This is a genomic window from Streptomyces sp. NPDC059989 (assembly GCF_042736975.1).
Lineage (GTDB): Bacteria > Actinomycetota > Actinomycetes > Streptomycetales > Streptomycetaceae > Streptomyces.
Map to the genome: position 1 here is coordinate 37664 of NZ_JBHWUO010000032.1, position 25132 is coordinate 62795.

At 71.5% G+C, this 25132-nt stretch carries 28 protein-coding genes and 1 riboswitch; of the genes, 15 read left to right on the forward strand and 13 right to left on the reverse strand.

What is annotated here, in order from left to right; all coding sequences use genetic code 11:
• Positions 1-10 precede the first annotated feature (10 nt).
• The gene (gene nagA / locus ACFWBN_RS26245) at positions 11-1174 is read right to left on the reverse strand and encodes an N-acetylglucosamine-6-phosphate deacetylase (protein ID WP_385179595.1); all 1164 of its coding nucleotides are present in this window, start codon (positions 1172-1174) and stop codon (positions 11-13) included.
• Positions 1174-2106: an ROK family protein gene (locus tag ACFWBN_RS26250; RefSeq protein ID WP_385179732.1), complete on the reverse strand. Its 933-nt coding sequence runs from the start codon at positions 2104-2106 to the stop codon at positions 1174-1176. Before ACFWBN_RS26250 ends, nagA begins: the two co-directional genes overlap by 1 nt.
• A 177-nt stretch (positions 2107-2283) precedes the next feature.
• Between ACFWBN_RS26250 and ACFWBN_RS26255 the strand changes: the two genes are divergently transcribed.
• The 3 genes from ACFWBN_RS26255 (at position 2284) to otsB (ending at position 4816) form a co-directional block, all read left to right on the forward strand.
• The gene (locus ACFWBN_RS26255; protein WP_385179598.1) at positions 2284-3585 is read left to right on the forward strand and encodes an extracellular solute-binding protein; all 1302 of its coding nucleotides are present in this window, start codon (positions 2284-2286) and stop codon (positions 3583-3585) included.
• A 62-nt stretch (positions 3586-3647) separates the two neighbouring features.
• Entirely contained in the window at positions 3648-3884 is a 237-nt protein-coding gene (locus tag ACFWBN_RS26260) for a DUF3263 domain-containing protein (protein WP_382644321.1), read from the forward strand.
• 77 nt (positions 3885-3961) lie between these two features.
• The gene (otsB, locus tag ACFWBN_RS26265; RefSeq protein WP_385179600.1) at positions 3962-4816 is read left to right on the forward strand and encodes a trehalose-phosphatase; all 855 of its coding nucleotides are present in this window, start codon (positions 3962-3964) and stop codon (positions 4814-4816) included.
• Positions 4817-4889: 73 nt separating this feature from the next.
• Here the strand turns inward: otsB and ACFWBN_RS26270 are convergent, their stop codons facing one another.
• Positions 4890-6341 carry a trehalose-6-phosphate synthase gene (locus ACFWBN_RS26270; RefSeq protein WP_385179602.1) on the reverse strand — a complete coding sequence of 484 codons (1452 nt, stop codon included), beginning with the start codon at positions 6339-6341 and terminating at the stop codon, positions 4890-4892.
• Between the two features lie 46 nt (positions 6342-6387).
• Positions 6388-7338, reverse strand: a complete 951-nt coding sequence (locus tag ACFWBN_RS26275) for a glucosyl-3-phosphoglycerate synthase (RefSeq protein ID WP_385179604.1) — start codon at positions 7336-7338, stop codon at positions 6388-6390.
• Positions 7339-7538: 200 nt separating this feature from the next.
• Positions 7539-7695, forward strand: a riboswitch (SAM riboswitch).
• Between ACFWBN_RS26275 and thrC the strand changes: the two genes are divergently transcribed.
• The 4 genes from thrC to groL all read left to right on the forward strand — a co-directional run bounded on the left by thrC (position 7689) and on the right by groL (position 11832).
• Entirely contained in the window at positions 7689-8987 is a 1299-nt protein-coding gene (thrC, locus tag ACFWBN_RS26280; protein WP_385179606.1) for a threonine synthase, read from the forward strand. Its footprint overlaps the riboswitch before it by 7 nt.
• 33 nt (positions 8988-9020) lie before the next feature.
• On the forward strand, positions 9021-9299 hold the full coding sequence (locus tag ACFWBN_RS26285) for a MoaD/ThiS family protein (RefSeq protein ID WP_362395763.1): 279 nt from the start codon (positions 9021-9023) through the stop codon (positions 9297-9299).
• 398 nt (positions 9300-9697) lie between these two features.
• Positions 9698-9904 carry a cold-shock protein gene (locus ACFWBN_RS26290; RefSeq protein WP_189949539.1) on the forward strand — a complete coding sequence of 69 codons (207 nt, stop codon included), beginning with the start codon at positions 9698-9700 and terminating at the stop codon, positions 9902-9904.
• 305 nt (positions 9905-10209) lie between these two features.
• Entirely contained in the window at positions 10210-11832 is a 1623-nt protein-coding gene (groL, locus tag ACFWBN_RS26295; protein WP_385179609.1) for a chaperonin GroEL, read from the forward strand.
• An 80-nt stretch (positions 11833-11912) separates the two neighbouring features.
• Here groL and ACFWBN_RS26300 read toward each other — a convergent pair whose 3' ends face one another.
• Positions 11913-12248 (reverse strand): helix-turn-helix domain-containing protein, encoded by a 336-nt coding sequence (locus ACFWBN_RS26300; protein ID WP_385179611.1) that lies wholly within the window; start codon positions 12246-12248, stop codon positions 11913-11915.
• Positions 12245-12388, reverse strand: a complete 144-nt coding sequence (locus ACFWBN_RS26305; protein ID WP_385179613.1) for a hypothetical protein — start codon at positions 12386-12388, stop codon at positions 12245-12247. Before ACFWBN_RS26305 ends, ACFWBN_RS26300 begins: the two co-directional genes overlap by 4 nt.
• Before the next feature lie 111 nt (positions 12389-12499).
• Here ACFWBN_RS26305 and ACFWBN_RS26310 point away from each other — a divergent pair, with 111 nt between their 5' ends.
• The 3 genes from ACFWBN_RS26310 to ACFWBN_RS26320 all read left to right on the forward strand — a co-directional run bounded on the left by ACFWBN_RS26310 (position 12500) and on the right by ACFWBN_RS26320 (position 15409).
• Positions 12500-13114 (forward strand): phosphoribosylanthranilate isomerase, encoded by a 615-nt coding sequence (locus tag ACFWBN_RS26310; RefSeq protein ID WP_385179615.1) that lies wholly within the window; start codon positions 12500-12502, stop codon positions 13112-13114.
• A 69-nt stretch (positions 13115-13183) separates the two neighbouring features.
• On the forward strand, positions 13184-13870 hold the full coding sequence (locus tag ACFWBN_RS26315; RefSeq protein WP_385179617.1) for a beta-glucanase: 687 nt from the start codon (positions 13184-13186) through the stop codon (positions 13868-13870).
• A gap of 78 nt (positions 13871-13948) precedes the next feature.
• Positions 13949-15409 carry an alanine/glycine:cation symporter family protein gene (locus tag ACFWBN_RS26320; protein ID WP_385179619.1) on the forward strand — a complete coding sequence of 487 codons (1461 nt, stop codon included), beginning with the start codon at positions 13949-13951 and terminating at the stop codon, positions 15407-15409.
• A gap of 73 nt (positions 15410-15482) precedes the next feature.
• Here ACFWBN_RS26320 and ACFWBN_RS26325 read toward each other — a convergent pair whose 3' ends face one another.
• The 3 genes from ACFWBN_RS26325 to ACFWBN_RS26335 form a co-directional block, all read right to left on the reverse strand.
• Positions 15483-16118 carry a hypothetical protein gene (locus tag ACFWBN_RS26325; RefSeq protein ID WP_385179622.1) on the reverse strand — a complete coding sequence of 212 codons (636 nt, stop codon included), beginning with the start codon at positions 16116-16118 and terminating at the stop codon, positions 15483-15485.
• A gap of 126 nt (positions 16119-16244) precedes the next feature.
• Positions 16245-16625 carry a hypothetical protein gene (locus tag ACFWBN_RS26330; protein ID WP_385179624.1) on the reverse strand — a complete coding sequence of 127 codons (381 nt, stop codon included), beginning with the start codon at positions 16623-16625 and terminating at the stop codon, positions 16245-16247.
• Between the two features lie 70 nt (positions 16626-16695).
• Entirely contained in the window at positions 16696-17280 is a 585-nt protein-coding gene (locus tag ACFWBN_RS26335) for a GNAT family N-acetyltransferase (RefSeq protein WP_385179626.1), read from the reverse strand.
• 53 nt (positions 17281-17333) lie between these two features.
• On the opposite strand from ACFWBN_RS26335, the gene ACFWBN_RS26340 reads away from it, so the two are divergent.
• Positions 17334-17486 (forward strand): hypothetical protein, encoded by a 153-nt coding sequence (locus ACFWBN_RS26340; protein ID WP_385179628.1) that lies wholly within the window; start codon positions 17334-17336, stop codon positions 17484-17486.
• 70 nt (positions 17487-17556) lie between these two features.
• On the opposite strand, the gene ACFWBN_RS26345 is transcribed toward ACFWBN_RS26340, so the two are convergent.
• Together ACFWBN_RS26345 and murQ are read right to left on the reverse strand one after the other, a co-directional pair.
• The gene (locus ACFWBN_RS26345) at positions 17557-19077 is read right to left on the reverse strand and encodes a PTS transporter subunit EIIC (RefSeq protein ID WP_385179630.1); all 1521 of its coding nucleotides are present in this window, start codon (positions 19075-19077) and stop codon (positions 17557-17559) included.
• 109 nt (positions 19078-19186) lie between these two features.
• Positions 19187-20113 carry an N-acetylmuramic acid 6-phosphate etherase gene (murQ, locus tag ACFWBN_RS26350; RefSeq protein ID WP_385179632.1) on the reverse strand — a complete coding sequence of 309 codons (927 nt, stop codon included), beginning with the start codon at positions 20111-20113 and terminating at the stop codon, positions 19187-19189.
• 150 nt (positions 20114-20263) lie between these two features.
• On the opposite strand from murQ, the gene ACFWBN_RS26355 reads away from it, so the two are divergent.
• Genes ACFWBN_RS26355 through ACFWBN_RS26365 form a run of 3 tightly spaced genes read left to right on the forward strand, consistent with a single transcriptional unit; the run spans position 20264 to position 22169 of the window.
• Positions 20264-21466 carry an RNA-guided endonuclease InsQ/TnpB family protein gene (locus tag ACFWBN_RS26355; RefSeq protein ID WP_385179634.1) on the forward strand — a complete coding sequence of 401 codons (1203 nt, stop codon included), beginning with the start codon at positions 20264-20266 and terminating at the stop codon, positions 21464-21466.
• Positions 21467-21514: 48 nt separating this feature from the next.
• Complete coding sequence (locus tag ACFWBN_RS26360) at positions 21515-21892, forward strand: hypothetical protein (RefSeq protein ID WP_365172710.1); 378 nt, start codon at positions 21515-21517, stop codon at positions 21890-21892.
• A gap of 7 nt (positions 21893-21899) precedes the next feature.
• Positions 21900-22169, forward strand: a complete 270-nt coding sequence (locus tag ACFWBN_RS26365; RefSeq protein ID WP_385179636.1) for a DUF4031 domain-containing protein — start codon at positions 21900-21902, stop codon at positions 22167-22169.
• Positions 22170-22182: 13 nt separating this feature from the next.
• Here ACFWBN_RS26365 and ACFWBN_RS26370 read toward each other — a convergent pair whose 3' ends face one another.
• Together ACFWBN_RS26370 and ACFWBN_RS26375 are read right to left on the reverse strand one after the other, a co-directional pair.
• Positions 22183-23436, reverse strand: a complete 1254-nt coding sequence (locus tag ACFWBN_RS26370) for a Cmx/CmrA family chloramphenicol efflux MFS transporter (RefSeq protein ID WP_385179735.1) — start codon at positions 23434-23436, stop codon at positions 22183-22185.
• 88 nt (positions 23437-23524) lie between these two features.
• A complete protein-coding gene (locus tag ACFWBN_RS26375; protein WP_385179639.1) occupies positions 23525-24217 on the reverse strand; it encodes a hypothetical protein in 693 nt (230 codons plus the stop codon).
• Positions 24218-24351: 134 nt separating this feature from the next.
• Here ACFWBN_RS26375 and ACFWBN_RS26380 point away from each other — a divergent pair, with 134 nt between their 5' ends.
• Positions 24352-25038 (forward strand): copper homeostasis protein CutC, encoded by a 687-nt coding sequence (locus ACFWBN_RS26380; protein ID WP_385179642.1) that lies wholly within the window; start codon positions 24352-24354, stop codon positions 25036-25038.
• Positions 25039-25132 lie beyond the last annotated feature (94 nt).

Consider the following 25132-nt stretch of genomic DNA (forward strand, 5'->3'; position numbering starts at 1 on the left):
CGCTTGGCCGTCAGGAACCGGACCGCGCGCCGGGGCTGACGATCCATTCGCCGCGCCGCATGACGCCCTTGAGGTCGAACTCGGCGTCCAGGAGGACGAGGTCCGCGTACTTGCCGGGCTCCAGGGAGCCGATCTCGTCGTACAGGCCGATCAGCTTGGCCGGGTTGGCGGAGATCGCCTGGACCACGGACTCCACCGGCAGCTTGTCGACCGTCACCGACCGCTTGAAGGCGGTGTCCAGGGTCAGCGTCGAGCCGGCGATGGAGCCGCCCTCCACGAGCCGGGCCACGCCCTCCTTGACCTCGACCTCCAGCGGGCCGAGGTGGTAGGTCCCGTCGCCGAAGCCGGCCGCGTCCATCGCGTCGGTGATCAGCGCCACGCGGTGCGCGCCCGCGTGGTGGAAGGCCAGCTCCAGGGCGGCCGGGTGCAGGTGGGTCCCGTCGTTGATGAGCTCGACGGTGATCCGCTCGTCCTCCAGCAGGGCCGCGATCGGGCCGGGCTCGCGGTGGGCCAGGCCCGGCATCGCGTTGAAGAGGTGGGTGGCCACGGTCGCGCCCGCGTCGATGGCCGCGCGCGTCTGCTCGTACGTCGCGTCCGTGTGGCCGATCGCGGCGATGACCCCGTGCTCGGCCAGCAGCCGTACGGAGTCCAGGCCGCCCGGGAGCTCGGTGGCGAGGGTGAACATGCGGGCGGCGCCGTGGGCGGCGTCGATGAGCTTGCGGACCTCGGCCGGGTCGGGGTCGCGGAGCAGGTCCTCCTTGTGCGCGCCCTTGCGGCAGGCGTTGATGAACGGCCCCTCGAAGTGGATGCCCGCGATCTCGCCCTGCTGCGTCAGCTCGGCGAGCAGCGCGGCCCGCCGGGCCAGCTCGTCCAGGTCCCCGGTGACGGTGGAGGCGACGAGGGTGGTGGTCCCGTGCTCGCGGTGGGTCCGTACGCCCTTGAGGACCTCCTCGGCGGTGCCGGAGGTGAAGGAGGCGCCGCCGCCGCCGTGGTTGTGCATGTCCACGAAGCCGGGGACGACCCAGTGCCCGGACAGGTCGAGGACCTGCGCGCCCTCCCGGGCGCTGCCGGCGATCCGGTCGCCGTCGACGATGACCCGGCCGTTCGCGACGGTTCCGGTGGGCAGCACCACCCTGGCGCCGGAGAGAACAGTGCTGTGCGCGCTTCCGGACATCAGGCAGGTACCTCCGTGGCGAGTAGGTCCCAGGCGAGCAGCCCTGCGCCCAGGCATCCGGCGGTGTCCCCGAGGGCCGCCGGAACGATGTGGGGGAGCCGCTGGAACGTCACGCGCTCCTCCACGGCCGTCCGTAGTGGTGTGAACAAGGTTTCCCCCGCCTCGGCGAGGCCGCCACCGATGATCAGCGTGCGCGGGTCCAGCAGGGTGATCGCGGTGACGAGGCCGTCGGCGAGCGCGCCGACGGCGGCCAGCCACACCTCGCGGGCGCGGGGATCGCCGGACGCTACGGCCTTGGCGCAGTCGGCGGCGTCGGCGTCGGGGTCGCCGGAGGCGGCCGCCCAGGCCCGGCTGACGGCGGAGGCGGAGGCGAGGGTCTCCAGGCAGCCGCGCTGGCCGCAGCCGCAGGCGGGGCCGCCGGGGCGGACCACGATGTGGCCGATCTCGCCCGCGTAGCCGTGGGCCCCGGCCTCGATCCGGCCGGCGATGCCGATGGCTCCGGCGATGCCGGTGCCGAGCGGGACGAAGAGGAAGCGGTCGGCGTCCCGGCCGGCGCCGATGCGGCCTTCGGCGAGTCCGCCCGTGCGCACGTCGTGGCCGAGGGCCACCGGGATCCCGCCGAGGCGTTTGCTGAGCAGCTCGCGCATCGGTACGTCGCGCCAGCCCAGGTTCGCCGCGTAGACGGCGATCCCGTTCTCGGCGTCGACGATGCCGGGCACGGCGACCCCGGCGGCCGAGGCGGCCCGCCCGAAGCGCTCACGGCCGGTGTCGCGCAGCTCGGCGGCGAAGTCCAGGATCGTCTCGACGACGGCGTCGGCGCCCCGCTCGCGGCCGGTGGCGCGGCGCGCTTCGTGGAGCAGGGTGCCGTCGGAGGCGACCAGGGCGGCCTTCATCCCGGTGCCGCCCACATCGAGGGCGATGACGTGTTTCACGGGTTTCACAGGGGACAGTCTCGCGTGCTCGGCGGGGAAAGGTCTAGTCCATTGAGAGGGATTGTTGAGCGGCCATACAAATCCGGGACCCCGCTGGGGATCCGGATGTGGAGCAGCCGCCAAAGTGGTGTAGACCTTACGTGGATCGTACGTACAACAAGGGGTGGAACGAGAACTGTGGAGCGCCGTTACCTGCCGGGCCTGGCCGCGTCCTGCGCCGCGCTGAGCCTGACCGCGACGCTGACGGGCTGCGGAGCCCTCGGCGGACTCACCGGGGACAACGAGGTGACCCTGCGGGTCGTGGCGGCCGACTACGGGGACAATCCGCAGAACTCCTCGGAGAAGTACTGGAAGGCCCTCGCCGACGGCTTCGAGAAGGACAACCCCGGCGTGAACGTCGAGGTCAGCGTCTACTCCTGGTCGGAGGTCGACGCCAAGGTCGCCCAGATGGTCAAGGCCGGCAAGGCCCCCGACATCGCGCAGATCGGCGCCTACGCCGACTACGCGGAGGCGGGCAAGCTGTACACGGCGGACGAGCTGCTCTCCGTCAAGACCGAGGCCGACTTCCTGGGGCCGCTCGCCGATGCGGGCAAGGTCAAGCGCGTCCAGTACGGGCTGCCCTTCGTGGCCAGCACCCGGCTGCTCTTCTACAACGAGAAGCTGCTGACCGACGCCGGGGTCATCCCGAAGGACTCCAAGACCGGCTGGCAGCCCAAGAGCTGGGCGGAGCTGGAGGCGGCCGCCAAGAAGCTCAAGGGCGCCGGCGTCCCGACCCCCTTCGCGCTGCCGCTGGGCCGCGAGGAGGCGCAGGCCGAGACGATGATGTGGATGCTCTCGGGCGGTGGCGGCTACACCGACAACGAGGAGGAGTACGCCATCGACTCCGCCGAGAACGTCAAGACGCTGGAGTTCCTGCGCGACAAGATGGTCGGGCAGGGGCTGACGGGGCCCGTCGAGCCGGCGAAGCTCGACCGGCAGGCCGCCTTCGACGCCTTCACCCGGGGCGAGGTCGGCATGCTCAACGGCCACCCGACGCTGCTCAAGCAGGCGGCCGGGAAGGGCGTGAAGTTCGGCATGGTGACCATGCCGACCGCCGACGGCACCGAGCACTCGGCGATGGGCGTCGCGGACTGGGTGATGGCCTTCAAGAACGGCCACCGGAAGGAGTCCGGGAAGTTCCTGGACCGCCTGTACGAGACGAAGAACGTGACCGCCTTCACGAACACGTACGACCTGCTGCCCGCGACGACGTCCGGCTACCGGGCGATGGCGAACGGCACGACGGGCTCCGCGCCGCAGCTGAAGACCTTCCTGGACGCGCTGCCGACCTCGAAGCTGTACCCGGTGGGCAAGAAGTCCTGGGCGGGCGTCAGCGAGGACGTCAAGCAGAACATCGGCAAGAGCGTGCAGCCGGGCGGGCAGCCGGCGAAGGTGCTGGAGGACATCGCGACGGCGGCGCGGGCGGCGGAGCCGCGGTAGCCCTGCGGTGGTCCCGCGGTGGTCCCGTGGGGGCTGTCAGCGGGCGGCGTTAATCTGGCGGTATGACGGACGAGGGGCAGCTGACGGCCACGGAGGCCGCGGTGCTCGCGTACGAGGCACGCACCTGGCCGGGGCCCGGGGCCAAGGAGCGGGCGATACGGGAAGGGCTGGGGATGACCCCGGTCCGCTACTACCAGCTGCTCAACGTGCTGATGGACGACCCGCGCGCGCTCGCCCACGCACCGGGCACGGTGAACCGGCTGCGGCGCATCCGCGAAGCCCAGCGCGCCAGGCGGTAGCCGCGGGCCCACCGGCTTCGAGTCCCTCGCGTCCGGCACCGTAGCCGTCCTCGGACGGGGCCGTTAGGGTCGTTCACATGGGGAGCCATCCGCACGACCGCGACCTGCCGATGCCCGTCACCGCAGCCGGACGCGAGGGACTCGAAGCCCTGCTCCGCGCACCCCGCCGATCCGTGATCGCCCTGGACTTCGACGGCACCCTCGCCGAGATCGTCCCGGACCCGGACCAGGCCCGAGCCCACCCCGGGGCCGTCCCGGCCCTTTCCGCGCTCGCCCCCGAGGTGGCGTCGGTGGCGGTGATCACCGGCCGGCCGGCGGGGGTCGCCGTCCGCTACGGGGGCTTCGCCGGGGTCCCCGGACTGGAACACCTGGTGGTCCTCGGCCACTACGGCGCCGAGCGGTGGGACGCCGTCACCGGGATCGTCCACGCCCCGGCCGAGCATCCGGGAGTCGCGGCGGTACGGGCCGAGCTCCCGGGCTTCCTGGAGTCGATCGGGGCCTGGCGCGGCACGTGGATCGAGGAGAAGGGCCGGGCCCTGGCCGTCCACACCCGCCGGGCGGCCGACCCGGCGGCGGCCTTCGCCGCCCTGCGGGAACCCCTGGCCGAGCTCGCCGCCCGGCACGGCCTGATGGTCGAACCGGGCCGGGCGGTCCTGGAACTGCGCCCTCCGGGCATGGACAAGGGCGTCGCCCTGACGGAATTCCTGGCGGAGACGGACGCGGAGGCGGTCCTGTACGCGGGTGACGACCTGGGCGACCTCGCCGCGTACTCGGCGGTCGAAAAACGCCGGGCCGACGGCCTCCCGGGCCTCTTGCTGTGCAGCGGCTCGGCGGAAGTCCCGGAACTCGCCGCCCGCGCCGACCTGGTCCTCCCGGGCCCGGCCGCCATCGCGACCTTCCTGTCGGCCCTGGCCACCGCCATCCGCGCCTGACCGCCGTTTCCGGGCGCGGAGCCCCAGGTCCCGGCGGAGCCGGGCTCCCCGCCCCGCTCCCGCGTCACGCGGGCTACGCGCGCAGGTCGGCCAGTTGGGCCGCGAACCAGGCCGCCGGGGGAAGGGCGGTGGCGGCCACGGCCAGGCGTTTCGTGCGTTCCGCCCGCTCGGCGGCCGGCATGGACAGCGCCGCGTGCAACGCCTCCGCCGTCGCCGTCACGTCGTACGGGTTCACCGTCAGCGCGTCCTCGCGGAGCTCCCCGTACGCCCCCGCCCCCGTCGACAGCACCAGCGCGCACCCCGCCTCCGACACCACCGGGATCTCCTTCGCCACCAGGTTCATCCCGTCCCGCACCGGGTTCACCAGCGCCACGTCCGCCATCCGGTACGCCGCCAGCGAGCGCGCGAAGTCGTCCTGCACCGACACGTGCACCGGCTGCCAGTCCGCCGTGCCGAACTCCGCGTTGATCTCCGCCGCCAGCTCCCGCACCGACTCCGTGTACGCCCGGTACACCGCCAGGTCCTGCCGCGACGGGTACGCGGACGCCAGGTGCACCACCCGGCCGCGCCATTCGGGGTGCGTGCCCAGCAGCTCCCGGTACGCCAGCAGGCCCCGCAGGATGTTCTTCGACAGCTCCGTGCGGTCCACGCGGACGATCGTCTTCAGGCCGCCGACCTCCGCCCGCAGGCCCGCCAGCTTGTCGTCCACCTCCGGCCGGTGCGCCAGCGCCCGCAGCTCGTCCGCGTCCACGCCCAGCGGGTACACGGCCACGTCCGTCCTCTTGTGCCGCACCGGGCCCCACGGGGTCTTGCGGACGTACCGCTCCCCGCCCGACCCCGCCGGCATCGCCGGCTCGGCGATGCCCCGCTCGTCGTCCAGCTGAGCCGCGCCCATGAAGGTCTGCGCCCACGCCCAGGTGTGGAAGCCCACCACGTCCGCCCCGAGCATCCCCCACATCAGCTCCGACCGGATGTCGTCCGGCAGCATCCGCAGGAACTCGTACGACGCCCACGGCGTGTGCGTGAAGTGCCCGATCCGCAGGTCCGGCCGCAGCTCCCGCAGCTGCCCCGGGACCAGCGCCAGGTGGTAGTCCTGCACCAGGACGCAGGCACCCTCCGCCGCCTCCTCGGCCAGCGCCTGCGCGAAAGCCCGGTTGTACGCCACGTACGAGGCCCACCGGCGCCGGAACTCCGCGTCGAAGACCGGCTCGCGCGGGATGTCGTACAGGTGGTGGTGGGTGAACCAGAGCACCGAGTTCGCGATGCCGTTGTACGCGTCGTCGTACACCGTGGGATCGATGTCCAGCATCCGGACACCGGGCTCGGCGACGCCCCGGTGGACCGCCTCCCGGTCCGCGTCCGAGAGGGCCGCGCAGATCCACAGCGCCTCCGGCTGTTCCGCGAGGGCGGCGGAGAGTCCGGAGACGAGACCGCCCCCGCCGCGACGGGCACTGAGCGTGCCGTCGGCGGCGAGGGCGTACGAGAGCGGGCCGCGGTTCGCTGCAACGAGTACCTGAGAAGCCATGCGGCCAACCTAGCCCGGCCCGCTCCCGCTCAAACCATGCGAAAGCTCACGCCACGCGACGCAGCGCGTACTCCTTGATCCCCAGCATCGGCGGCCGCTCCTCGGTGTCCACCGGGTACGTCCGCGGCACGAACCCCTCGGGCCCCCGTTCGAACTGCGTCAGCTCCGGCCGTACGAGGTGCCCGCGCGAGAGCCGCACCTGGGCGGTCCGGTAGATCGCCGCGGCCATCCGGCCCAGCGCCTGCCCGTCCTGATGGCGGTGGACCCGTACGCCCACGTCCACCTGGGCCAGCGCGTCCAGCCCGACCGTGTGCAGCGCGTCGACCAGCAGGCCCAGCTCCACGCCGTACCCGACGGGGAACGGCAGCCGCTCCAGCAGGGAGCGGCGTACGGCGTACTCGCCGCCCAGCGGCTGGACGAAACCGGCGAGCTGCGGCCAATGGAGGTTGAGGAGGGGGCGCGCCACCAGCTCCGTCACCCGGCCGCCCTGGCCGGGGGCGTCGCCCAGCGGGCGGTCGTACATCGCCTTGACGAACTGCACCTCCGGGTCGGTCAGCAGCGGCCCCACGATCCCGGAGACGAAGGAGGACGAGAAGTCCCGCAGGTCGGCGTCGACGAAGCAGACGATCTCCCCGGTGGCCGCCAGCAGGGAGCGCCACAGCACCTCGCCCTTGCCGGGCAGCGCCGGGATGCGCGGCAGGATCTCGTCGCGGTGCACCACGCGGGCGCCGGCCTTCGCCGCCACCTCCGCCGTCCGGTCGGCCGAACCGGAGTCGATGACTATCAGCTCGTCCACCAGGGGGACCGGCAGTCCCTCCATCAGCTCGCGCCGGATGACCTCGACGATCCCGCCGACGGTCGCCTCCTCGTCGAGCGCGGGCAGCACCACGCTGACCGTGGTCCCAGCCGCCCGTTTCCGGTCCAGCAGCTGGTCGAGCGGTCGGTCGGCGGCGGCCCAGGAGCGGTCGGCCAGCCAGCGCTCCACCTCTTCCAGCACTCTCGGACTCCTTGCACCTTGGTTGGCCTGCCGCGCGGTCGGTTTGACCGAAAAGTGATCCATCTCGCGGTTCGGACGGCTGTCTCAACCGCCCGGCCCTTCGGTTACAGTCTTGAACAACGCGAAGGACCACCGCATGCCGGGGGTCCTCGCGAACAAACGCACCGGCGCGCCATAGAGCGCGTGTGCCGGTGCCATACCGCTCATCCAGAGGGGCAGAGGGACACGGCCCGTTGAAGCCCCGGCAACCCTCCAGTCGGTTCTCGCGATCGCACGTCAGCGACGTCAGCGAGGTCCCCGGCTAGGGAAGGTGCCAATTCCGTCTCATGGCGAAGTGCGCCATGGGGAAGATGAGGAGAAAGGGCCTCGCCATCATGGCTGCACAGACTGTCGCCACCTCTGTTGATCTCGGACCTGCCACCGGCCTTTCCTGTCGCGAGTGCGGTACCCGCTTCGAGCTCGGCCCCATCTTCGCGTGCGCCGAATGTTTCGGACCGCTGGAAGTCGCCTACGACCTCCCCCTCGGAGACCCCGAGGCGCTGCGCGCCGCGATCGAGGCCGGCCCCAACAACATCTGGCGCTACGCGCCGCTGCTGCCCGTCCCCGCGGACGTGGCCTCCAAGCCGAGCCTGAACCCCGGCTTCACCAAGCTCGTGGACGCGGAGAACCTGGCCAAGGAGCTCGGGGTCACCGGCAAGCTCTACGTCAAGGACGACTCCGGCAACCCGACGCACTCCTTCAAGGACCGCGTCGTGGCCATCGCCGTCGAGGCCGCCCGCGCCTTCGGCTTCACCACCCTGTCCTGCTCCTCCACCGGCAACCTGGCCGGCGCCGTCGGCGCCGCGGCCGCCCGCGCCGGTTTCCGCTCCTGCGTGTTCATCCCGCACGACCTGGAGCAGGGCAAGGTCGTCATGGCCGGTGTCTACGGTGGCGACCTCGTCGGCATCGAAGGCAACTACGACGACGTCAACCGCTTCTGCTCGGAGCTCATCGGCGACCCGCTGGGCGAGGGCTGGGGCTTCGTCAACGTCAACCTGCGCCCGTACTACGGCGAGGGCTCCAAGACCCTGGCCTACGAGATCTGCGAGCAGCTCGGCTGGCAGCTGCCCGACCAGATCGTCATCCCGATCGCGTCCGGCTCCCAGCTGACGAAGATCGACAAGGGTCTGCAGGAGCTGATCAAGCTCGGCCTCGTCGAGGACAAGCCCTACAAGATCTTCGGCGCCCAGGCCGAGGGCTGCTCCCCGGTGTCCACCGCCTTCAAGGCCGGCCACGACGTGGTCCGCCCGCAGAAGCCGAACACCATCGCCAAGTCCCTCGCCATCGGCAACCCGGCGGACGGCCCGTACGTCCTGGACATCGCGCGCCGCACCGGCGGCTACGTCGAGGACGTCACCGACGAGCAGGTCGTCGAGGCCATCAAGATCCTCGCGCAGGCCGAGGGCATCTTCGCCGAGACCGCGGGCGGCGTGACCGTCGGCGTCACGAAGAAGCTCATCGAGAACGGGCAGCTCGACCCGACGCTGACCACCGTCGTCCTGAACACCGGCGACGGCCTGAAGACCCTGGAGGCGGTGGCCGCGGACAGCGGCCAGACCGCCACGATCCGCCCGAGCCTGGACGCGTTCCGCGCCGCCGGCCTGGCCTGACCAACCCCTGACACCCGGAAAGGCAGTAGCGCCATGAGCGTCAACGTCCGCATCCCCACCATCCTGCGCACCTACACCGGCGGCCAGGCCGAGGTTCCCGCCGAGGGCGCGACCCTGGCCGAGGTCATCGAGTCGCTGGAGAAGAGCCACCCCGGCATCGCCGCGCGCGTCCTGGACGACCAGGGCAAGCTGCGCCGCTTCGTCAACGTGTACGTCAACGACGACGACGTGCGCTTTGAAGGCGGTCTCGAGGCGGCGACGCCGGACGGCGCCGGCGTTTCGATCATCCCGGCCGTCGCGGGCGGCTGCTGATCACCTTCCGGGTGCGGCGCACAAAACCGTAATTGCCCCCTCCGCTAAAAGCGGAGGGGGCAATTCTGCTTGATTGGGCGCGGTAGAGTTGGGGAAGTCCCCTCCGCTGTTCTTGCCCGCCGCATATGAACGGGCCGCGTGAGGGTCGACATCGAGTCAATGTGCAAGTGCGGTATGAGGCTTTGGCGCGATATGCCGGGCCCGAGTTGCCCTGGACTATGCCAAATTTTCACTCTATTTCAATGTATCTAGGTGTCCAGATTTCTCGTCGGATTGACCTGTTGCAGACAGCATCGGCGCAGATACATTCAGCCTCGGTCGACGCGTTCCGACGCAAGTTCTGACCCGGGACCGCGAAGTGCGTTCCTGCGCAAGGGCCAGTAATAGGGGAGTTAGGCATGGCTCAGGGCACCGTCAAGTGGTTCAACGCGGAGAAGGGCTACGGCTTCATCGCGGTCGACGGTGGTGCGGATGTGTTCGTCCACTACAGCGCCATCCAGATGGACGGGTACCGCACCCTTGAAGAGGGTCAGCGGGTCGAGTTCGAGATCTCGCAGGGCCAGAAGGGTCCGCAGGCGGACATGGTCAAGCTCGCCATCGGCTAGTCCTGGCGCGATCGACCGCCGACGCGTACGTACGAGGGGCCCACATCCTGGACACGGGATGTGGGCCCCTCGCGCGTCGCCGGTGTGTTCACGGGGGTGTTCACCCAAGCCGCTTGCACTCGCGGGGGTCGAGTGCTAATCATTGGCGTTAGCACTCTCCTGGTGAGAGTGCTACTGAACGAGGACCGGGTCGGTGAGGCCCGCAGGGTCCGGCGGGAAGGAACCGCCGGGCACGCAGGCCGTCCGTCGCGGGCGCGGGCGCGGTCCTGGGAGCAATCCACCGCTGTCCGGGAGGACCACTTCAGATGGCCAAGATCATTGCGTTCGACGAGGAGGCCCGTCGCGGTCTCGAGCGAGGCATGAACCAGCTCGCCGACGCCGTCAAGGTCACCCTTGGCCCCAAGGGTCGCAACGTCGTCCTTGAGAAGAAGTGGGGCGCCCCCACGATCACCAACGATGGTGTCTCCATCGCCAAGGAGATCGAGCTCGAGGACCCGTACGAGAAGATCGGCGCCGAGCTGGTCAAGGAAGTCGCCAAGAAGACGGACGACGTCGCGGGCGACGGTACGACCACCGCCACCGTGCTCGCCCAGGCGCTCGTCCGCGAGGGCCTGCGCAACGTGGCCGCCGGCGCCAACCCGATGGCCCTCAAGCGCGGCATCGAGAAGGCCGTCGAGGCCGTCTCCGGCGCCCTGCTGGAGCAGGCGAAGGATGTCGAGACCAAGGAGCAGATCGCTTCCACGGCCTCCATCTCCGCCGCCGACACCCAGATCGGCGAGCTCATCGCCGAGGCCATGGACAAGGTCGGCAAGGAAGGCGTCATCACCGTCGAGGAGTCCCAGACCTTCGGTCTGGAGCTCGAGCTCACCGAGGGCATGCGCTTCGACAAGGGCTACATCTCGGCGTACTTCGCCACCGACATGGAGCGCATGGAGTCGTCCCTCGACGACCCGTACATCCTGATCGTCAACTCCAAGATCGGCTCGGTCAAGGACCTGCTGCCGCTCCTGGAGAAGGTCATGCAGTCCGGCAAGCCGCTGCTGATCATCGCCGAGGACGTCGAGGGCGAGGCCCTGTCGACCCTGGTCGTCAACAAGATCCGCGGCACCTTCAAGTCCGTCGCCGTCAAGGCCCCGGGCTTCGGCGACCGCCGCAAGGCCATGCTCGGCGACATCGCCATCCTCACCGGTGGCACGGTCATCTCCGAGGAGGTCGGCCTCAAGCTGGAGAACGCCGGTCTCGACCTGCTGGGCCGCGCCCGCAAGGTCGTCATCACCAAGGACGAGACCACCATCGTCGACGGTGCCGGTGACAGCGACCAGGTCGCCGGTCGCGTGAACCAGATCCGCGCCGAGATCGAGAACTCCGACTCGGACTACGACCGCGAGAAGCTCCAGGAGCGCCTCGCGAAGCTGGCCGGCGGCGTGGCCGTCATCAAGGCCGGCGCCGCGACCGAGGTCGAGCTCAAGGAGCGCAAGCACCGCATCGAGGACGCCGTTCGCAACGCGAAGGCGGCCGTCGAGGAGGGCATCGTCGCCGGTGGCGGCGTGGCCCTGCTGCAGGCCTCCGCGGTCTTCGAGAAGCTCGAGCTCACGGGTGACGAGGCGACCGGCGCCAACGCCGTGCGTCTGGCCCTGGAGGCCCCGCTCAAGCAGATCGCCGTCAACGGTGGTCTCGAGGGTGGCGTCGTCGTCGAGAAGGTGCGCAACCTGCAGATCGGTTGGGGCCTGAACGCCGCGACCGGCGAGTACGTCGACATGATCGCCGAGGGCATCATCGACCCGGCGAAGGTCACGCGCTCCGCGCTGCAGAACGCCGCGTCGATCGCCGCGCTGTTCCTGACGACCGAGGCCGTCATCGCCGACAAGCCCGAGAAGGCCGGCGCCGGCGCCCCGGGCGGCATGCCGGGCGGTGACATGGACTTCTGATCGGCCCCTGGCTGATCGGCTGTTCTCGAACGAGGGCGGCACCCCCCGCGATCCTGCGGGGGGTGCCGCCCTCGGGCGTTTCAGGCGGCGGAGCGCGCGACGAAGCCGACCTCTTCGTGGTCCTCGCCCAAGGCGATGTTCAGGGACGCGTCCAGAGCATGCGCGAGGCGGCGCAGCAGGGGCAGAGTGGGTACGGCATCGGCTCCCTCCACCCGGGAGATCTTCGCCTGCGTCAGTCCGGCGCGCTCGGCCAGCTCGGCCTGAGACAGCCCCAGGTCCTTGCGCCGGTCGTACACGGCCTTGGCGAACGCCATCGCCAGCCGGATCTCCGCCCGCTCGGCCGCGACCTCGGCCGATTCGACCTGTTCTCCCGCGGCCTTCTTCTCCCGGGCCAGCTTCCAGCGGGTGTGGTTCATGATGCGTCCCCTTCCTCGCTGCGGCCGTACGTCGTGTGGGCTGGGCCGTGCTCCCTTTCGCACACGAGCTGCTTGCCCGGCAGCAGCTCCAGCCAGGCTCGCACTTCAGGCTCCAGCTCGATCACGTGCAGATCGTCCATGTGCCGCAGCGTATTATGTCGTAAACGACATAATACGTTGCGGCGGTCGGCGGCATCCCATCGGATGGATGGGCCCCTCACCGTTGACGCGGTGGGTGGTTGACTTCGGGTATGACTGACGTGTTCATCAAGATCTGCGGGCTCAAGACCGCGCAGGACGTCGAGGTGGCCGTGGCGGCCGGCGCCGATGCCGTCGGGTTCGTCTTCGCGCCCGGCAGCCCGCGTACCGTCGACGCCGCCACCGCTCGGGCCCTGGCCGGGCTGGTGCCGGACGGGGTGCTCACCGTCGGGGTGTTCCGCGGGCAGCCGGTCGAGGAGGTGCGCCGGTTCGCCGGGGAGAGCGGCGTACGGGGCGTGCAGCTGCACGGCGAGGAGGGCCCCGAGGACTTCGCGGCGCTGCGCGCCGAGGGCCGGACGCTGCTGCGGGCGACCGCCGAACACGTGAAGCGCTGCGGGGAGTACGGCGAGGACCTGCTGCTGATCGACGCGCCCGACCCCGGCTCCGGCAAGCCGTGGAACTGGGGATCGGCGGACTTCGCCGCGCCCGAGGGGCGGTGGCTGCTGGCCGGCGGGCTGACCCCGGCGAACGTGCGGGAGGCCGTCAAGGTCACCGGGGCCTGGGGCGTGGACGTGTCCAGCGGGGTGGAGCGCGAGCGCGGGGTGAAGTCTCCGGAGCTGATCCGGGCCTTCATCGAGGCGGCGCGGACGACCGGCACCGCGCGCTGAGAGTGTTCGTAGGATTACTCTCAGCGAGAACTCGCGTGTGGGCGGGCCCGGCGCGGGCAGAGGAACGGCATGGTCATCGACACGCTGGGCCGGCTGTTCGCGCCGCGCCGGGCCCCCGTCTTCACCGCCGACTTCACCTCTCCCACCCAGTGGATCGCCGGCCGCTCGTGGGCCTATCCCGACGGCGGCCCGGTCAACCCGGGTGACAACAAGCTGGACCACCTCGTCGCCGACCCCGCCTACAGCCGCGGCGGCGTCTTCCGCGCGACGCTGCGCCCCGACGGCGACTGGGACACCGGACTGCTCACCACCGAGGGCAGCGACGAGGGCTTCATGGTGCGCACCGGCGATGTGCTGGAGGCCCGGGTGAAGCTGCCCGAGGCGCTCGGGGCGTGGCCCGCGATCTGGACCTGGCGGGACGGCGGCCAGGAGATCGACGTCTTCGAGTACCACCCCGACAACCCGGATCTGCTGGAGCTGTCGAACCACGTCCGTGAGGCGCAGCGCTACCACCGTGACTCGGGGGTCCGGCCCGGCGCGTGGGTCGACCTGAAGACCGAGTTCGGCCGCAGGTCGGTCATCTGGTGGGTCAACGGGATCCGCGTCTTCTCCGACGGCCGGGGGGTGGGGCGCGGCTGGCGCGCGTACCTCATCGTCAACCTGTCGGTGTGCGCCGGGAGGTACCACCCCGCGCCGGGTCCCGAGCTGACGGAGATGTCGTACGAGGTGTCCCGGCTGCAGGTGTACCGGGCCTGAATCCGGGGTCTTCGGGCCCGGTGCAAGCGGACCAAGGTCCCTGTCCGGGGGCCTTCCGCCCCCGGAAGACTTCGGTTCATGGACGCCCTGGACACCCTGGACTCGCTGATCGTCGACGTGAACGATCACCTCTGGACCTACCTGCTGATTCCGCTGGTGGTCGGCGCCGGCCTGTACTTCACGGTCCGGTCCCGGGGTGTGCAGCTGCGCCTCCTGCCCGAGATGTTCCGGGTGGTGAAGGAGAAGACCCCGCCGCGCGCGGACGGCCGCAAGCAGGTCTCGTCCTTCGGCGCCTTCACCATCTCCGCCGCCGCGCGGGTCGGCACCGGCAACATCGCCGGCGTGGCCACCGCCATCACCCTGGGCGGCGCGGGCGCCGTCTTCTGGATGTGGATGATGGCGCTCGTCGGCGCGGCCTCCGCCTTCGTGGAGTCGGCGCTCGCCCAGCTGTACAAGGTGCGGAACTCGACCGGCGCGTACCGGGGCGGTCCGGCGTACTACATGCAGCGCGCGCTCGGAAAACGCTGGCTCGGTGTGCTCTTCGCCGTGACGATCACCGTCACCTTCGGCTTCGTCTTCAACGCCGTGCAGGCCAACACCATCACGGCGGTGGCGACGGGCTCGCTGCCGGAGACGGACACGGCATGGTTCGGGCCGGCGCTGGGCGTGCTGCTCGCGGCCCTCCTCGGCCTGGCGGTCTTCGGCGGCGTCAAGCGGATCGCGTCGGTGACCACCGTCCTCGTCCCGGTGATGGCGGTGGTCTACCTGCTGCTGGGCGCGGCGGTCGTGCTGCTGAACGCGTCGGAGTTCCCGCGGGTCGTCGCCGACATCGTGGGCGGCGCCTTCGGCTTCCGCGAGCTGGCGGCCGGCGGTATCGGCGCGGCGATCCAGCAGGGCATCCGGCGCGGCATGTTCTCCAACGAGGCGGGCCTCGGCTCCGCCCCGAACGCGGGCGCGGCCGCCGAGGTCTCGCACCCGGTCAAGCAGGGCCTCGTACAGTCCCTCGGCGTCTTCTTCGACACGCTCCTCGTCTGCACGATGACGGCCTTCATCGTCCTGGTCACCAACCCCGAACCCGCCGGCCGGCAGGGCGCGGACCTCACGCAGACCGCGCTGAGCGACACGCTGGGCGGCTGGGCCGGGCACGTCCTGACGGTCGTCGTCTTCATGCTGGCCTTCAGCAGCATGGTCGGGAACTACTACTACGGCGAGACGAACATCCGGTTCGTCACCCGCAAGCGGTGGGTCCTGCCCGGCTACCGCTCGCTGGTCCTGTCGGCGGTGGTCCTCGGCTCGCTGGGCTCGGTGTCGGTCGTCTGGAACCTGGCGGACGTCTTCATGGGGCTCATGGCGCTGGTCAACCTGCTGGCGATCCTCCCGCTGTCGGCGATCGCCTTCCGCCTGCTCGACGACTACCTCGCGCAGCGCCGGGCGGGCCTGGACCCGGTCTTCACGCGCGACCGGATGCCGGACCTGAAGGGCGTCCAGTGCTGGGACCCGGTCCGCGGGGTGGTGCCCGCGGCGGCCGGACGCGCCTAGCCGGACGTCTGCGGCCGGGTGCGGCGAGGACGGCCCGTACGGGGCCCGGCCGCCGGCCGGCCGGGCCTCTCCGTCAGCGGTGGGGGATGGCGTAGGGGTTGGGGGACTTGATGGTGCCCGTGTTGACGTTGCTGAAGTTCTGCGAGATGAGCCCGCTGAGGTTGATGCCGAGGAGGGATACTCCGTCGCCTCCGCCGCCCCCATTGCCGCCTCCGCCACCGCCTCCTCCGCCGCCACAGGTGCCACCCGTGATGACGGTGTAGTCGGTCTCACCCTGAGTGGCGACTTGGTCTGATTCAAGGAAGACGGTGTTGATCACCGAGCACACGTTGGTGCCCACGTTGACCGTGAGGGTGATGGTCGGGAAACTCTGCTGCGCAGGCAGGGGGTCCGTTCGGTAGCAGAGCATGGCCTCCAGATTGCACTGCCATCCGTCTCCGCTGAGCCCCGTTGCGGTGAGTCCATCCGGCAGCTGTTCGAGAACCCTGATCTGTCCTGAGGTGGCAGTGTCCCCGGTGTTGCTCACCACGATGGAGTAGGTGGCACCGGACTGTCCTTGGACGAAGTCCCCCACGTGGGACTTGTTGATCACCGGCCGGGCGTCTGCATGGGCGGGGCTGGCGATGCCGAAAGTCGACAGAGCCACACCCATGGCGACGGCAGCGACTTCCCACCTGCGCCGCCCGGACGTGCGGTTGACCTGAAGCACGAGTCTCTCTCCCCTTGTCGGGTGACTGACTGTCACGGCCTTCGGCGACTACTAGAGGGGAAGAGCCCTGTGGAAATCGAGGTCCTCACAGCGTGGGCCGTCCGAATCACCCGTAAGGGCGGGCCCTTAGGCGTAGTGGCTGAGGACGAGCAGCAGCGCGGTGGTGTGTGCCGTGGCCTGGAGGCCGAGCGTCCAGGCCCGTGCCCCGGCGAACGGCAGGTGCCGGGTCGGCCAGGACACCGTGAGGAGGCCCGCCACGAGGGTGATGGCGACGGCCCAGAGCACCCACGTGCCCGGAGCTCCGTGGGCGCACCCCTCCCCATAGGCGATGCAGCGGCCCGCGCCCGGAGAGGCCAGTACGGCGACGAAGGCGGCGATCAGGGAGGGAACCAGCAGGCCGAGGCCGATGCCGGCGATCACGCGCAGGCGGCGGTCTCGTCTGCGCGGCTCCCGGTCCTCCTGGAGCTGCGGGGTTACGTGAACCGGACCGGCGACGGATGTGGTCATGACCCCATTGGATCGCGTGGGGATCCGCGGGTGATCAGCCGGCGTACTCAGGCGGGGTAGGTAGCCGGGCTCAACCGTCCGTGCGCAGGCGGGCGTGGAGGTGTTCGTCGTGCCAGCCGTCCGCGTGGAGGAGGGCGCCGCGCATGGTGCCCTCCAGGGGGAAGCCGGCCCGCGTCGCGATGCGGCAGGAGGCCGGGTTGGCCACGGAGTGGGTGATGCGCAGCCGGTGCAGGCCGAGGTCCTCGAAGGCCCAGCGGGTGACGCGTTCCGTGGCCGGCACCATGACACCGCTGCCGCGTCCGGCGGGCAGGAGCCAGTAGAGGAACTCGCCGCTGCCACCGCGCAGATCGAGGTCGGCCAGGCCGATCAGGCCGACGGCGCGGCCCCCGGCGGCGGGGGCGATCGCCCAGATCGCGGCCTCCTCGGCCGTCCAGCGCGCTCCCCAGCGGGCGATGCGGTCCTCGGCCTCGGCGGGGCTGAGCCGGCCCGGGCGGTTCCAGTGCCGGATCTCCGGGTCGAGGCAGGACTCGACCAGCACGGGGGCGTCGTACGGAGTCCAGGGCCGCAGCAGCATCCCGCCGGGGAGCGGGAGTTCGGGCTGCGGGGCGGCGCTCATCCGCCCGGCCGGGACCACATCGGGTATCGCGTCGATCATCCCTCCATCATTGCCGCGTCCGCGCCCCATTCGGCTGTGCGGCGCGAACAAACGTGAACCGGGCCTGCCGCTTCGGCAAGCCGGTCGAGTACACGAAGTACCAGGGCGCGACGCACCAGACGATCCCCAACGTCGCGGAGTCGGAGTACCTGGGCTGGATCGCGGACCGCTTCGCGGGCAAGCCGGCGCCGTCCAACTGCGCCTGACACGGGGCGGCGTACGTACGGGCTCCCGGCCGGTGAACCACACCGGCCGGGAGCCTTCGTACGGTCCGGGTCAGCGGCCGGCCGCGACCGGGGCGGGGCTCGCGGGCCCGGTCGCCGGCTCCGCGGACGGGGTGTGCGGGGAGGTGTCCGCCTCCGGGTCGGTGTTGAGCTCGGCCAGCATCTGCCGGGTGAAGCCGAAGAGGTAGGTGGCCGCGAAGCCGACCGTGTAGCCGACCGCCAGGCCGCCCGCGTAGATGGCGATGGTGGCGCCCATGCCCGACGTGCCGTCCAGCAGCGGGAACAGCGCCCAGCCCGAGGGGCCGATCGCGGTGGAGCCGAAGGCCACGCCGAGCTGGTTGAAGAGGCCGACGAAGGCGCCGCCGGCCGCGCCGCCCACGCAGGCGGTGACGAAGGGGCGGCCCAGGGGCAGGGAGACGCCGTAGATCAGCGGTTCGCCCACGCCCAGGAACCCGGCCGGGAGCGCCGACTTGATGGTGGCGCGCAGGGAGCCGTTGCGCGGGAGCCGGTAGTAGACGGCGATGGCCGCGCCGACCTGGCCCGCGCCCGCCATGGCGAGGATGGGGAGGAGGACGGTGTAGCCGGACTGCTCGATGAGGGTGGTGTGGAGGGGGATGAGGGCCTGGTGCAGGCCCAGCATGACGAGGGGGAGGAAGAGCCCGCCCAGGACCAGGCCCGCGAAGGCGCCGCCGGTGGCGAGCAGCCAGTTGGCGAAGCTGCCGATGGCGGTGGACGCCTCGCCCGCGAGGAACATGAGGCCGAAGATGGTGACCAGGCCCGGGACCAGGACCGTGAGGGTGGGCGTGACCAGCACGTCCAGGGCCTCCGGGACCCAGCGCCGGCACCACTTCTCCACGTACACGGCGAGGAGCGCGGCCGCGAGCGCGCCCAGGACGCCGCCCTGGCCGGGGGAGAGGTGCTGGCCGAAGGCGTCGATCTTGGCGATGCCCGGGAAGACGATGATCGCGGCGACCGCGCCGCCCAGCACGGGCGTGCCGCCGAACTCCTTGGCGGTGTTGTGGCCGACGAAGACCGCGATCAGCGACATGAAGCCGGAGGCCATGGCGGCCAGCGCTGGGACCACGGCGGGCAGCCAGCCCATGTTGGTGAGGATGCCGTTGATGCCCGCGATGATCCCGCAGCCGATCAGCGCCGGGATCAGCGGGACGAAGATGTTCGCGACGCGGCGCAGGAACCGTTTGAACGGGGTGGAGTTGCGGGCCTTCCGGGCTTCCTTGAGCGCCGCGCCCTGGGCGGCCAGGTCGTCCGCCGTGATGCCGTGGGGCTGGGGCTGGGGCTGGGGCGCCGGCGTGCGGCCCTCCTCGACGAGGGCCTCGAACTCCGGGGTGACGCGGGCGACGGTGCCCGGGCCCAGCACGATCTGGTACGTGTCGTCCTCGACCACGCCCATGACCGCCGGGAGGGCCTTGAGGGCCTCGTCCTGGACGAGCGAGCGGTCGCGGAGCGCGATGCGCAGACGGGTCATGCAGTGTGCGATCGAGGTGATGTTGTCCGGGCCGCCGACCAGAGGAAGGATCGCGGCGGCTGTGGCGCGGTTCTTGTCAGTGGACATGTGGTGGTCGCCTTGCGTGGGGGGATGCGGGCGGTGAGGGGCGCGTCGGAAGACCGGCGGGGCTGTGGACCGGTGGATCGGCGGGTTGGCGGGTCCGCCGGTCGGCGGGTCAGCGGGTCTCGGCGAGGGCTTCGCGGAGGTGGCCCCGGGCGGAGGCCAGCAGGGCGGCGGCCGCCGGGGCGTCGACGGCGCCGAGGATGACGAGGATGGCGTTCTTGACCTCGCCGCCGGTGGCGGTCAGCGCGGCCTCGATCTCCTCGTCGGGCGCACCGGTGGCCAGCGCCACGATGCGGCGGGCGCGGGCGCGCAGCTTCTCGTTCGAGGAGCGCATGTCGACCATGAGGTTCCCGTAGGTCTTGCCGAGCCGGATCATGGTGATCGTCGAGATGAGGTTGAGGACGAGCTTCTGCGCGGTGCCGGCCTTCAGGCGGGTGGAGCCTGTGAGTAGTTCGGGGCCGACGACGACCTCGATGCCGTGTTCCGCGGCCGCGGCGAGCGCGGAGCCGGCGTTGCAGGAGAGCCCGACGGTGAGCGCGCCGCGCGTACGGGCGAACTCGACGGCGCCGATCGCGTACGGGGTGCGGCCGGACGCCGAGATGCCGATGACGGTGTCGTCGGGGGTGAGGTGCAGTGCGGTGAGGTCTGCCGCCGCCAGCTCCTTGGAGTCCTCGGCGCCTTCGACGGCCTTGACCATGGCGGAGGGGCCGCCCGCGATCAGGCCGATCACCTCGGCCGGGTCGGTGTTGAAGGTGGGCGGGCACTCGCTGGCGTCCAGTACGCCCATCCGCCCGGCCGTGCCGGCGCCCGCGTAGACCAGCCGCCCGCCGCGTGCCATCCGTACGGCGATCGCGTCGATCGCGGCGGCGATGAGCGGCAGCCGCCCGGCGACGGCGGCCGCGACGGTGGCGTCCTCGGCGTTCATCGCACGGGCGATGTCGAGGGTGGACAGCCGGTCGATCTCCGCGAGCTCGGGGCGGAAGGCCTCGGTGGTCAAGGTCTCCAGCTGGGCGCGGAGTTGGGCGTGGGCGGTGGTCATCGACGGGGCCTCCTAGCGGCTATGGGGTGCAGGAGAGGAACAGTCCCGGAGTTGACGGACCGTCGCCAGTGCGCGTGGTCGGTCACTCGTTCGTGTGGGGTGCCGGGGACTTCCGGCATGGCAGCGGACTACGGCTCTTACGTTGGCGCCATGGTGGCATTGACGAAGCCCGGGGAGGCCGGGCGCGCCCGGTACGTCTTCCGACTTCGTGTGTCGTCCACTGCGTTGGCGGGTCTGCTGGCGGAATGGGATCGCTGCAGGTGGGTGTGGAATCAGTGCGTCGCCGAGTCCCGGGCAGCGCGCAAGGCCGGGGAGGACTGCGGTCCGGCCCGGCTGGACAGGATGCTGACCCGCTGGCGCGGCGCGTATGGGTGGCTGGGTGAGGGCGCTTCCGTTCCGCAGCAGCAGGCGATCCGGGACTTTGCCAAGGCTCGTGCCACGGCGTTGAAGGGCATCACGGCGGGCCTGCCGGTACGACAGCGGGCGGGGATGCCGCGGTTCAAGAGGAAGCGTCTGGCGGATCCGACGCTCAACTACACACGGACCGCCTTTCGGTTGAAAGACGGTCGGCTGCACCTCGCCAGGGGCATCGCCCTGACAGTGGTGTGGTCGCGTGACCTGCCCGCCGAACCGTCCAGCGTGCGTGTCTACCGGGACAGTCTCGGGCACTGGTACGCCTCCTTCGTGGTCCCCGCCGGCGTACGGCCGCTGCCTGCGACCGGCGCGGCCATCGGTATCGACTGGGGCGTGACGGAGACCGCGACCACCACCAGCGACGATCACGACCTCCCCCACCCCCGGCACGGCAGCCGCGAGGCCGGCAAGCTGGCCGGATACCAGCGGATGATGGCCCGGCGTAAACCGAAGCCGGGCCAGGCCGCGTCGAAGGGGTACTGGAAGGCGAAGCGGCAGGCGGCGAAGGTGCATAAGAAGATCGCCCGCCAGCGCCAGGACACTGCCCGCAAGTGGGCCAAGCGTGTCGTGACGGACTTCGATCACCTTGCGGTGGAGGACTTCCGGCCGCGGTTCCTCGCCAAGTCCACCATGGCCCGCAAAGCAGCTGACGCGGCGCTGTCCGCCACCAAGCGCGAGCTGATCAACATGGCGCTCAAGCACGGCCGGGACCTGCGGCTTGTGCACCCGGCGCACACCACCATGGACTGCGGACGGTGCGGAGCGAGAGCCAAGCACGCACTGCCGCTGTCGGAGCGTACATACACCTGCACTGTGTGTGGAGCGGTCTCCTCCAGGGACAAGAACTCCGCCCACGTCATGCTCGTCCGGGCTGGTCTCAACCCGGCCGGCGCAGATCGCGTAAGACCAGACGGACCGTCGGTCCGCCGGGCAGCGTGAGCCGGGCATCCCCTCCCTTTCTGGGCGCGGAGGAGTCAAAATGACCCCATGGACCACGCAACCCCCCTGGAGCAGGCGCTGCACGTCGCACGTGCACTTGTTCTCGCCGATCTCGCCGCCGGCGAGGTCGCCGATGCCGATGTCGTCTCCCTCGTCGAGGACTCGGTCACGCACCGCCGGTGGTGGGTGGAGCAGTGGCCGGAGGGGGTCGACTACCTTGCCGGACTCGTCGCCCAGGACGTGCAGGACGCGCTGCTGGAGAAGTACGGGCGCTGGCCGCTGTGCCCCGTCTGCGGGCACGGCGATCCGCACGCGCTGGACGTGGAGCCGGAATTGGGACCCGACCCGCACTGGGTGTGCTCGGAGGCAGGTGTGCGGGTGGCGGCCGTGGGCGCCCTCGGCCCCGTCTTCCACCCGGGCCGGTGAGCCGCCGGTGACGGTGTACATCGACCCGCCGACCTGGCCGGGCCACGGCCGCCTGTGGTCGCACCTGGTCAGCGATGTCTCGTACGAGGAGCTGCACGCCTTCGCGGCGGGCATCGGCTGCCCGCCGCGCGCCTTCGAGCGGGACCACTACGACGTCCCGTCGCACCGCTATGCCGACGCGGTCGGCGCGGGCGCGGTCGAGATCGGCAGCAAGGAACTGGTCCGCCGCCTCACCGAGGCCGGCCTGCGCCGCCCCAAGGGCCGCCCGGCCGCCTAGGGGGTGGCAGGCGTTACGCGGGGACGCCCTGCTCCGCGGCGTCGGCGGCCGGCATGGCCGGCATGGCCGGCGTGGCTGTCGAGGAGGTCGAGGAGGTCACCACGCGGGTCGCGCGGGCCGGGGTGCGGCGGTCCAGGCGGAGGGCGACGACGGTCAGGGCGATCGCGGTGACCGTCATGGCGGCGCCCGCCCAGGCGGTGGCGGAGAAGCCGAGGCCCGCGTCGATGACCGTGCCGCCCAGCCAGGGACCGCCGGTGTTGCCGAGGTTGAAGGCCGCCGTGGTGGTGGCGCCGGCCAGGGTCGGGGCGGCGCCGGCCACGTTGAACATGCGGGCGTTGAGCGCCGGAGCCGTGAAGAAGGCCGAGAAGCCGATCAGGAAGGCCAGGGCGATCGCCGCGACCTGGAACGACGCCAGCAGGGCGAGCGCGGTCAGGAAGGCGGTCGAGGCGGTGATGCCCCAGATCATCACGCCGAACAGGTGCGCGTCGGCGACCCGGCCGCCCACGGTGGTGCCGACCAGAGCGCCGATCCCAAACAGCGCGAGGATCCACGGCACCCAGCCCGAATCCAGCCCGGCCACGTCCGTCAGCAGCGGTGACAGGTAGCTGAAGGCGCAGAAGACGCCGCCCGCGGCCAGGGCGGTGATGCCGATGGCGAGCCACACCTGGCGGTCGCGGTAGATGCGCAGCTCGCGCCCGAGCGAGGGCTTCTCGGCGGGCAGCGGGATCTTCGGGATCAGCGCCAGGATGCCGACGAGGGCGATCGCGGAGGCCGCGCCGACCGACCAGAACGCGGAGCGCCAGCCCAGGTGCTCGCCGAGGAAGGCGCCGGCGGGCACGCCGAGGACGTTGGCGATGGACAGGCCGCCGATCATGACGGCCATCGCGCGGGCCCGCTGGTCCTTGTCGACCATGGCGATGGCCACGGCCGCGCCGACGGCCCAGAAGCCGGCGCAGGCGAGGGCCGAGATCACGCGGGAGGCGAAGAGGAGCTCGTACGAGGGGGCCAGCGCGCCCGCGACCTGCCCGAGGCCGAAGAGGCTGATGAGGGAGATCAGGGTGGTGCGGCGCGGCAGCCGCAGCGTGGCCACGGCCAGCAGCGGCGCCCCGACGACCATGCCGATCGCGAAGGCGGATATGAGCAGGCCCGCCTGCGGGATGGTGACGTCCATGTCCGCGGCGATGGGTGGCAGCAGGCCCGAGAGCATGAACTCGCTGGTCCCGAGTGCGAAGACGGAGAGGCCGAGGACGTAGACGGCTACGGGCATGCGGGGGCGTGCGGCGGCTGCGGGCATGCCTCTCACCAACCATCGCGAACGGGATCAAATTCCCCGGGAGTGTGTCAGGCGTGTGACATCAGGAGGGCTCTGCGCGTTCGGTGCGCTTGGTGAGTTCGGCGAGTTCGGCGAGTTCGGCGGCGAGGTTCGCGCGGGCCGGGGCCTCCCAGTGGGCGGTGCCGTAGGGGGTGCGGAAGAGCCGGGGCAGGTCGAGCAGCTGGCGCAGGACGGCCGCGCGCCCGGTGCGGAAGGCGTCGTCCGGGACGAAGCCGTACTCGGCGCGGACGGCGGCGACGTAGGCGCCGTACGCCGCCGAGTCCCCGGCCAGCACCGCCAGGTCCGCGTCGCAGAGCGCCTCGCCGTTGGTGTCGCCGGGGGCGGGGTCGTGCGTGACGGTCAGCCGGACCAGCCGGGCCACCTCGGCGGTGCGGGCGGGGTCGATGCCCAGCTCGGGGAGGGCGCGCTCGGCGAGGGCGGCGCTGCGCTCCTCGTTCTCGGAGCGGTCGGGGCGGTAGACGGCGTCGTGGAACCAGGCGGCGAGGCGCACGGCGGCGGGGTCGGCGGCGTGCGGCGCCAGTATGTCGATCCGCGCGAGTACGTCGGCCAGGTGCGCGGTGGTGTGGTACCGGCGCTGCGGCTCCGCCCAGGCGGTGAGGAGGCGGTCCGCGTAGGGGTCCGGATCGCGGTCGGCGGGGGCGCCGGCGGCGGCCGTGGCCCCCCGCCAGCGGGCACGGAGGGCGGTCGTGTCGGTGTGCGGGGTCCCTGTGTCCATGAGCACATTGTGGGGGTGGCGTGATTGTGCTGGTGGAGCGGTGGCGGGGGCCCGTACCCTGGATATTGGACTAGACCTATTTTCCCTATGGGCCATACGGTTCATACGCGCAGTTTTCCGAAGGATGGGATCGAATGAGCAACCGTGCGCTCCTGGAGGTGATCGCCCTCGACGTGGAGGACGCGGTCGCGGCCCAGGCCGGTGGGGCGGACCGGCTCGAGCTGGTCACCGACATGGCCGCCGACGGGCTCACTCCGCCGCGCGAGACCTTCGCGGCGATCAGGGCGGCCGTCGACATCCCGCTGCGCGTGATGCTCCGCAAGACGGACGGTTTCGCGGCGGGCGACGTCTCCGTACTGGTCGAGGCGGCGCGGGAGCTGCGGGCGGAGGGGGCGGAGGAGTTCGTCCTCGGCTTCCTGAACCCGGACGGCACCCCCGACCTGACCGCCGTCGAGGCCCTCGCCGCGGAGCTCGGCGGCTGCCGCTGGACCTTCCACCGGGCGATCGACCGGGCGGCGGACCGGGACGGCCTGCGCAAGGCGCTGGCGGATCTGCCCGGCCTGGACACCTACCTGACGGCGGGCTCGGCGGCCGGGGTCGACGAGGGCCTGCCGGTGCTCCTGGCGGAGGCGGCGCGGCGGGGCGAGCCGGGGTACGGGGCGCGGATCCTGGTCGGCGGCGGCCTGGCGCTGTCCCACTTGCCGGTGCTGCGCGGGGCGGGCATCGACGCCTTCCACATCGGCGGCGCGGCCCGTCCCTCCGGGTGGGGCCACCCGGTCTCGGCCGCCGCCGTCGCGGACTGGCGCGCGGCCCTGTCCTGACCGGCGGTCCACCACCGGGGCTCCGCCCCCGCGCCCCAATCGCCCGTGGGGCTGAACAGGCCGGGTGCGGCGCCGTTGTCGGGGGCCAGCCCCC

Bases quoted from the DNA above. Each gene is read 5' to 3' on its own strand.
- ACFWBN_RS26380 (WP_385179642.1), top strand. From the start codon at position 24,352: ATGAGCAACCGTGCGCTCCTGGAGGTGATCGCCCTCGACGTGGAGGAC.
- ACFWBN_RS26260 (WP_382644321.1), top strand. From the start codon at position 3,648: ATGACGGACGAGGGGCAGCTGACGGCCACGGAGGCCGCGGTGCTCGCG.
- ACFWBN_RS26330 (WP_385179624.1), bottom strand. From the start codon at position 16,625: ATGACCACATCCGTCGCCGGTCCGGTTCACGTAACCCCGCAGCTCCAG.
- murQ (WP_385179632.1), bottom strand. From the start codon at position 20,113: ATGACCACCGCCCACGCCCAACTCCGCGCCCAGCTGGAGACCTTGACC.
- ACFWBN_RS26335 (WP_385179626.1), bottom strand. From the start codon at position 17,280: ATGATCGACGCGATACCCGATGTGGTCCCGGCCGGGCGGATGAGCGCC.
- ACFWBN_RS26345 (WP_385179630.1), bottom strand. From the start codon at position 19,077: ATGTCCACTGACAAGAACCGCGCCACAGCCGCCGCGATCCTTCCTCTG.
- ACFWBN_RS26305 (WP_385179613.1), bottom strand. From the start codon at position 12,388: ATGGACGATCTGCACGTGATCGAGCTGGAGCCTGAAGTGCGAGCCTGG.
- groL (WP_385179609.1), top strand. From the start codon at position 10,210: ATGGCCAAGATCATTGCGTTCGACGAGGAGGCCCGTCGCGGTCTCGAG.
- ACFWBN_RS26315 (WP_385179617.1), top strand. From the start codon at position 13,184: ATGGTCATCGACACGCTGGGCCGGCTGTTCGCGCCGCGCCGGGCCCCC.
- ACFWBN_RS26270 (WP_385179602.1), bottom strand. From the start codon at position 6,341: ATGGCTTCTCAGGTACTCGTTGCAGCGAACCGCGGCCCGCTCTCGTAC.
- ACFWBN_RS26370 (WP_385179735.1), bottom strand. From the start codon at position 23,436: ATGCCCGTAGCCGTCTACGTCCTCGGCCTCTCCGTCTTCGCACTCGGG.
- nagA (WP_385179595.1), bottom strand. From the start codon at position 1,174: ATGTCCGGAAGCGCGCACAGCACTGTTCTCTCCGGCGCCAGGGTGGTG.
- ACFWBN_RS26320 (WP_385179619.1), top strand. From the start codon at position 13,949: ATGGACGCCCTGGACACCCTGGACTCGCTGATCGTCGACGTGAACGAT.
- ACFWBN_RS26375 (WP_385179639.1), bottom strand. From the start codon at position 24,217: ATGGACACAGGGACCCCGCACACCGACACGACCGCCCTCCGTGCCCGC.
- ACFWBN_RS26300 (WP_385179611.1), bottom strand. From the start codon at position 12,248: ATGAACCACACCCGCTGGAAGCTGGCCCGGGAGAAGAAGGCCGCGGGA.
- ACFWBN_RS26360 (WP_365172710.1), top strand. From the start codon at position 21,515: ATGGACCACGCAACCCCCCTGGAGCAGGCGCTGCACGTCGCACGTGCA.
- ACFWBN_RS26355 (WP_385179634.1), top strand. From the start codon at position 20,264: ATGGTGGCATTGACGAAGCCCGGGGAGGCCGGGCGCGCCCGGTACGTC.
- ACFWBN_RS26285 (WP_362395763.1), top strand. From the start codon at position 9,021: ATGAGCGTCAACGTCCGCATCCCCACCATCCTGCGCACCTACACCGGC.
- ACFWBN_RS26310 (WP_385179615.1), top strand. From the start codon at position 12,500: ATGACTGACGTGTTCATCAAGATCTGCGGGCTCAAGACCGCGCAGGAC.
- otsB (WP_385179600.1), top strand. From the start codon at position 3,962: ATGGGGAGCCATCCGCACGACCGCGACCTGCCGATGCCCGTCACCGCA.
- ACFWBN_RS26290 (WP_189949539.1), top strand. From the start codon at position 9,698: ATGGCTCAGGGCACCGTCAAGTGGTTCAACGCGGAGAAGGGCTACGGC.
- thrC (WP_385179606.1), top strand. From the start codon at position 7,689: ATGAGGAGAAAGGGCCTCGCCATCATGGCTGCACAGACTGTCGCCACC.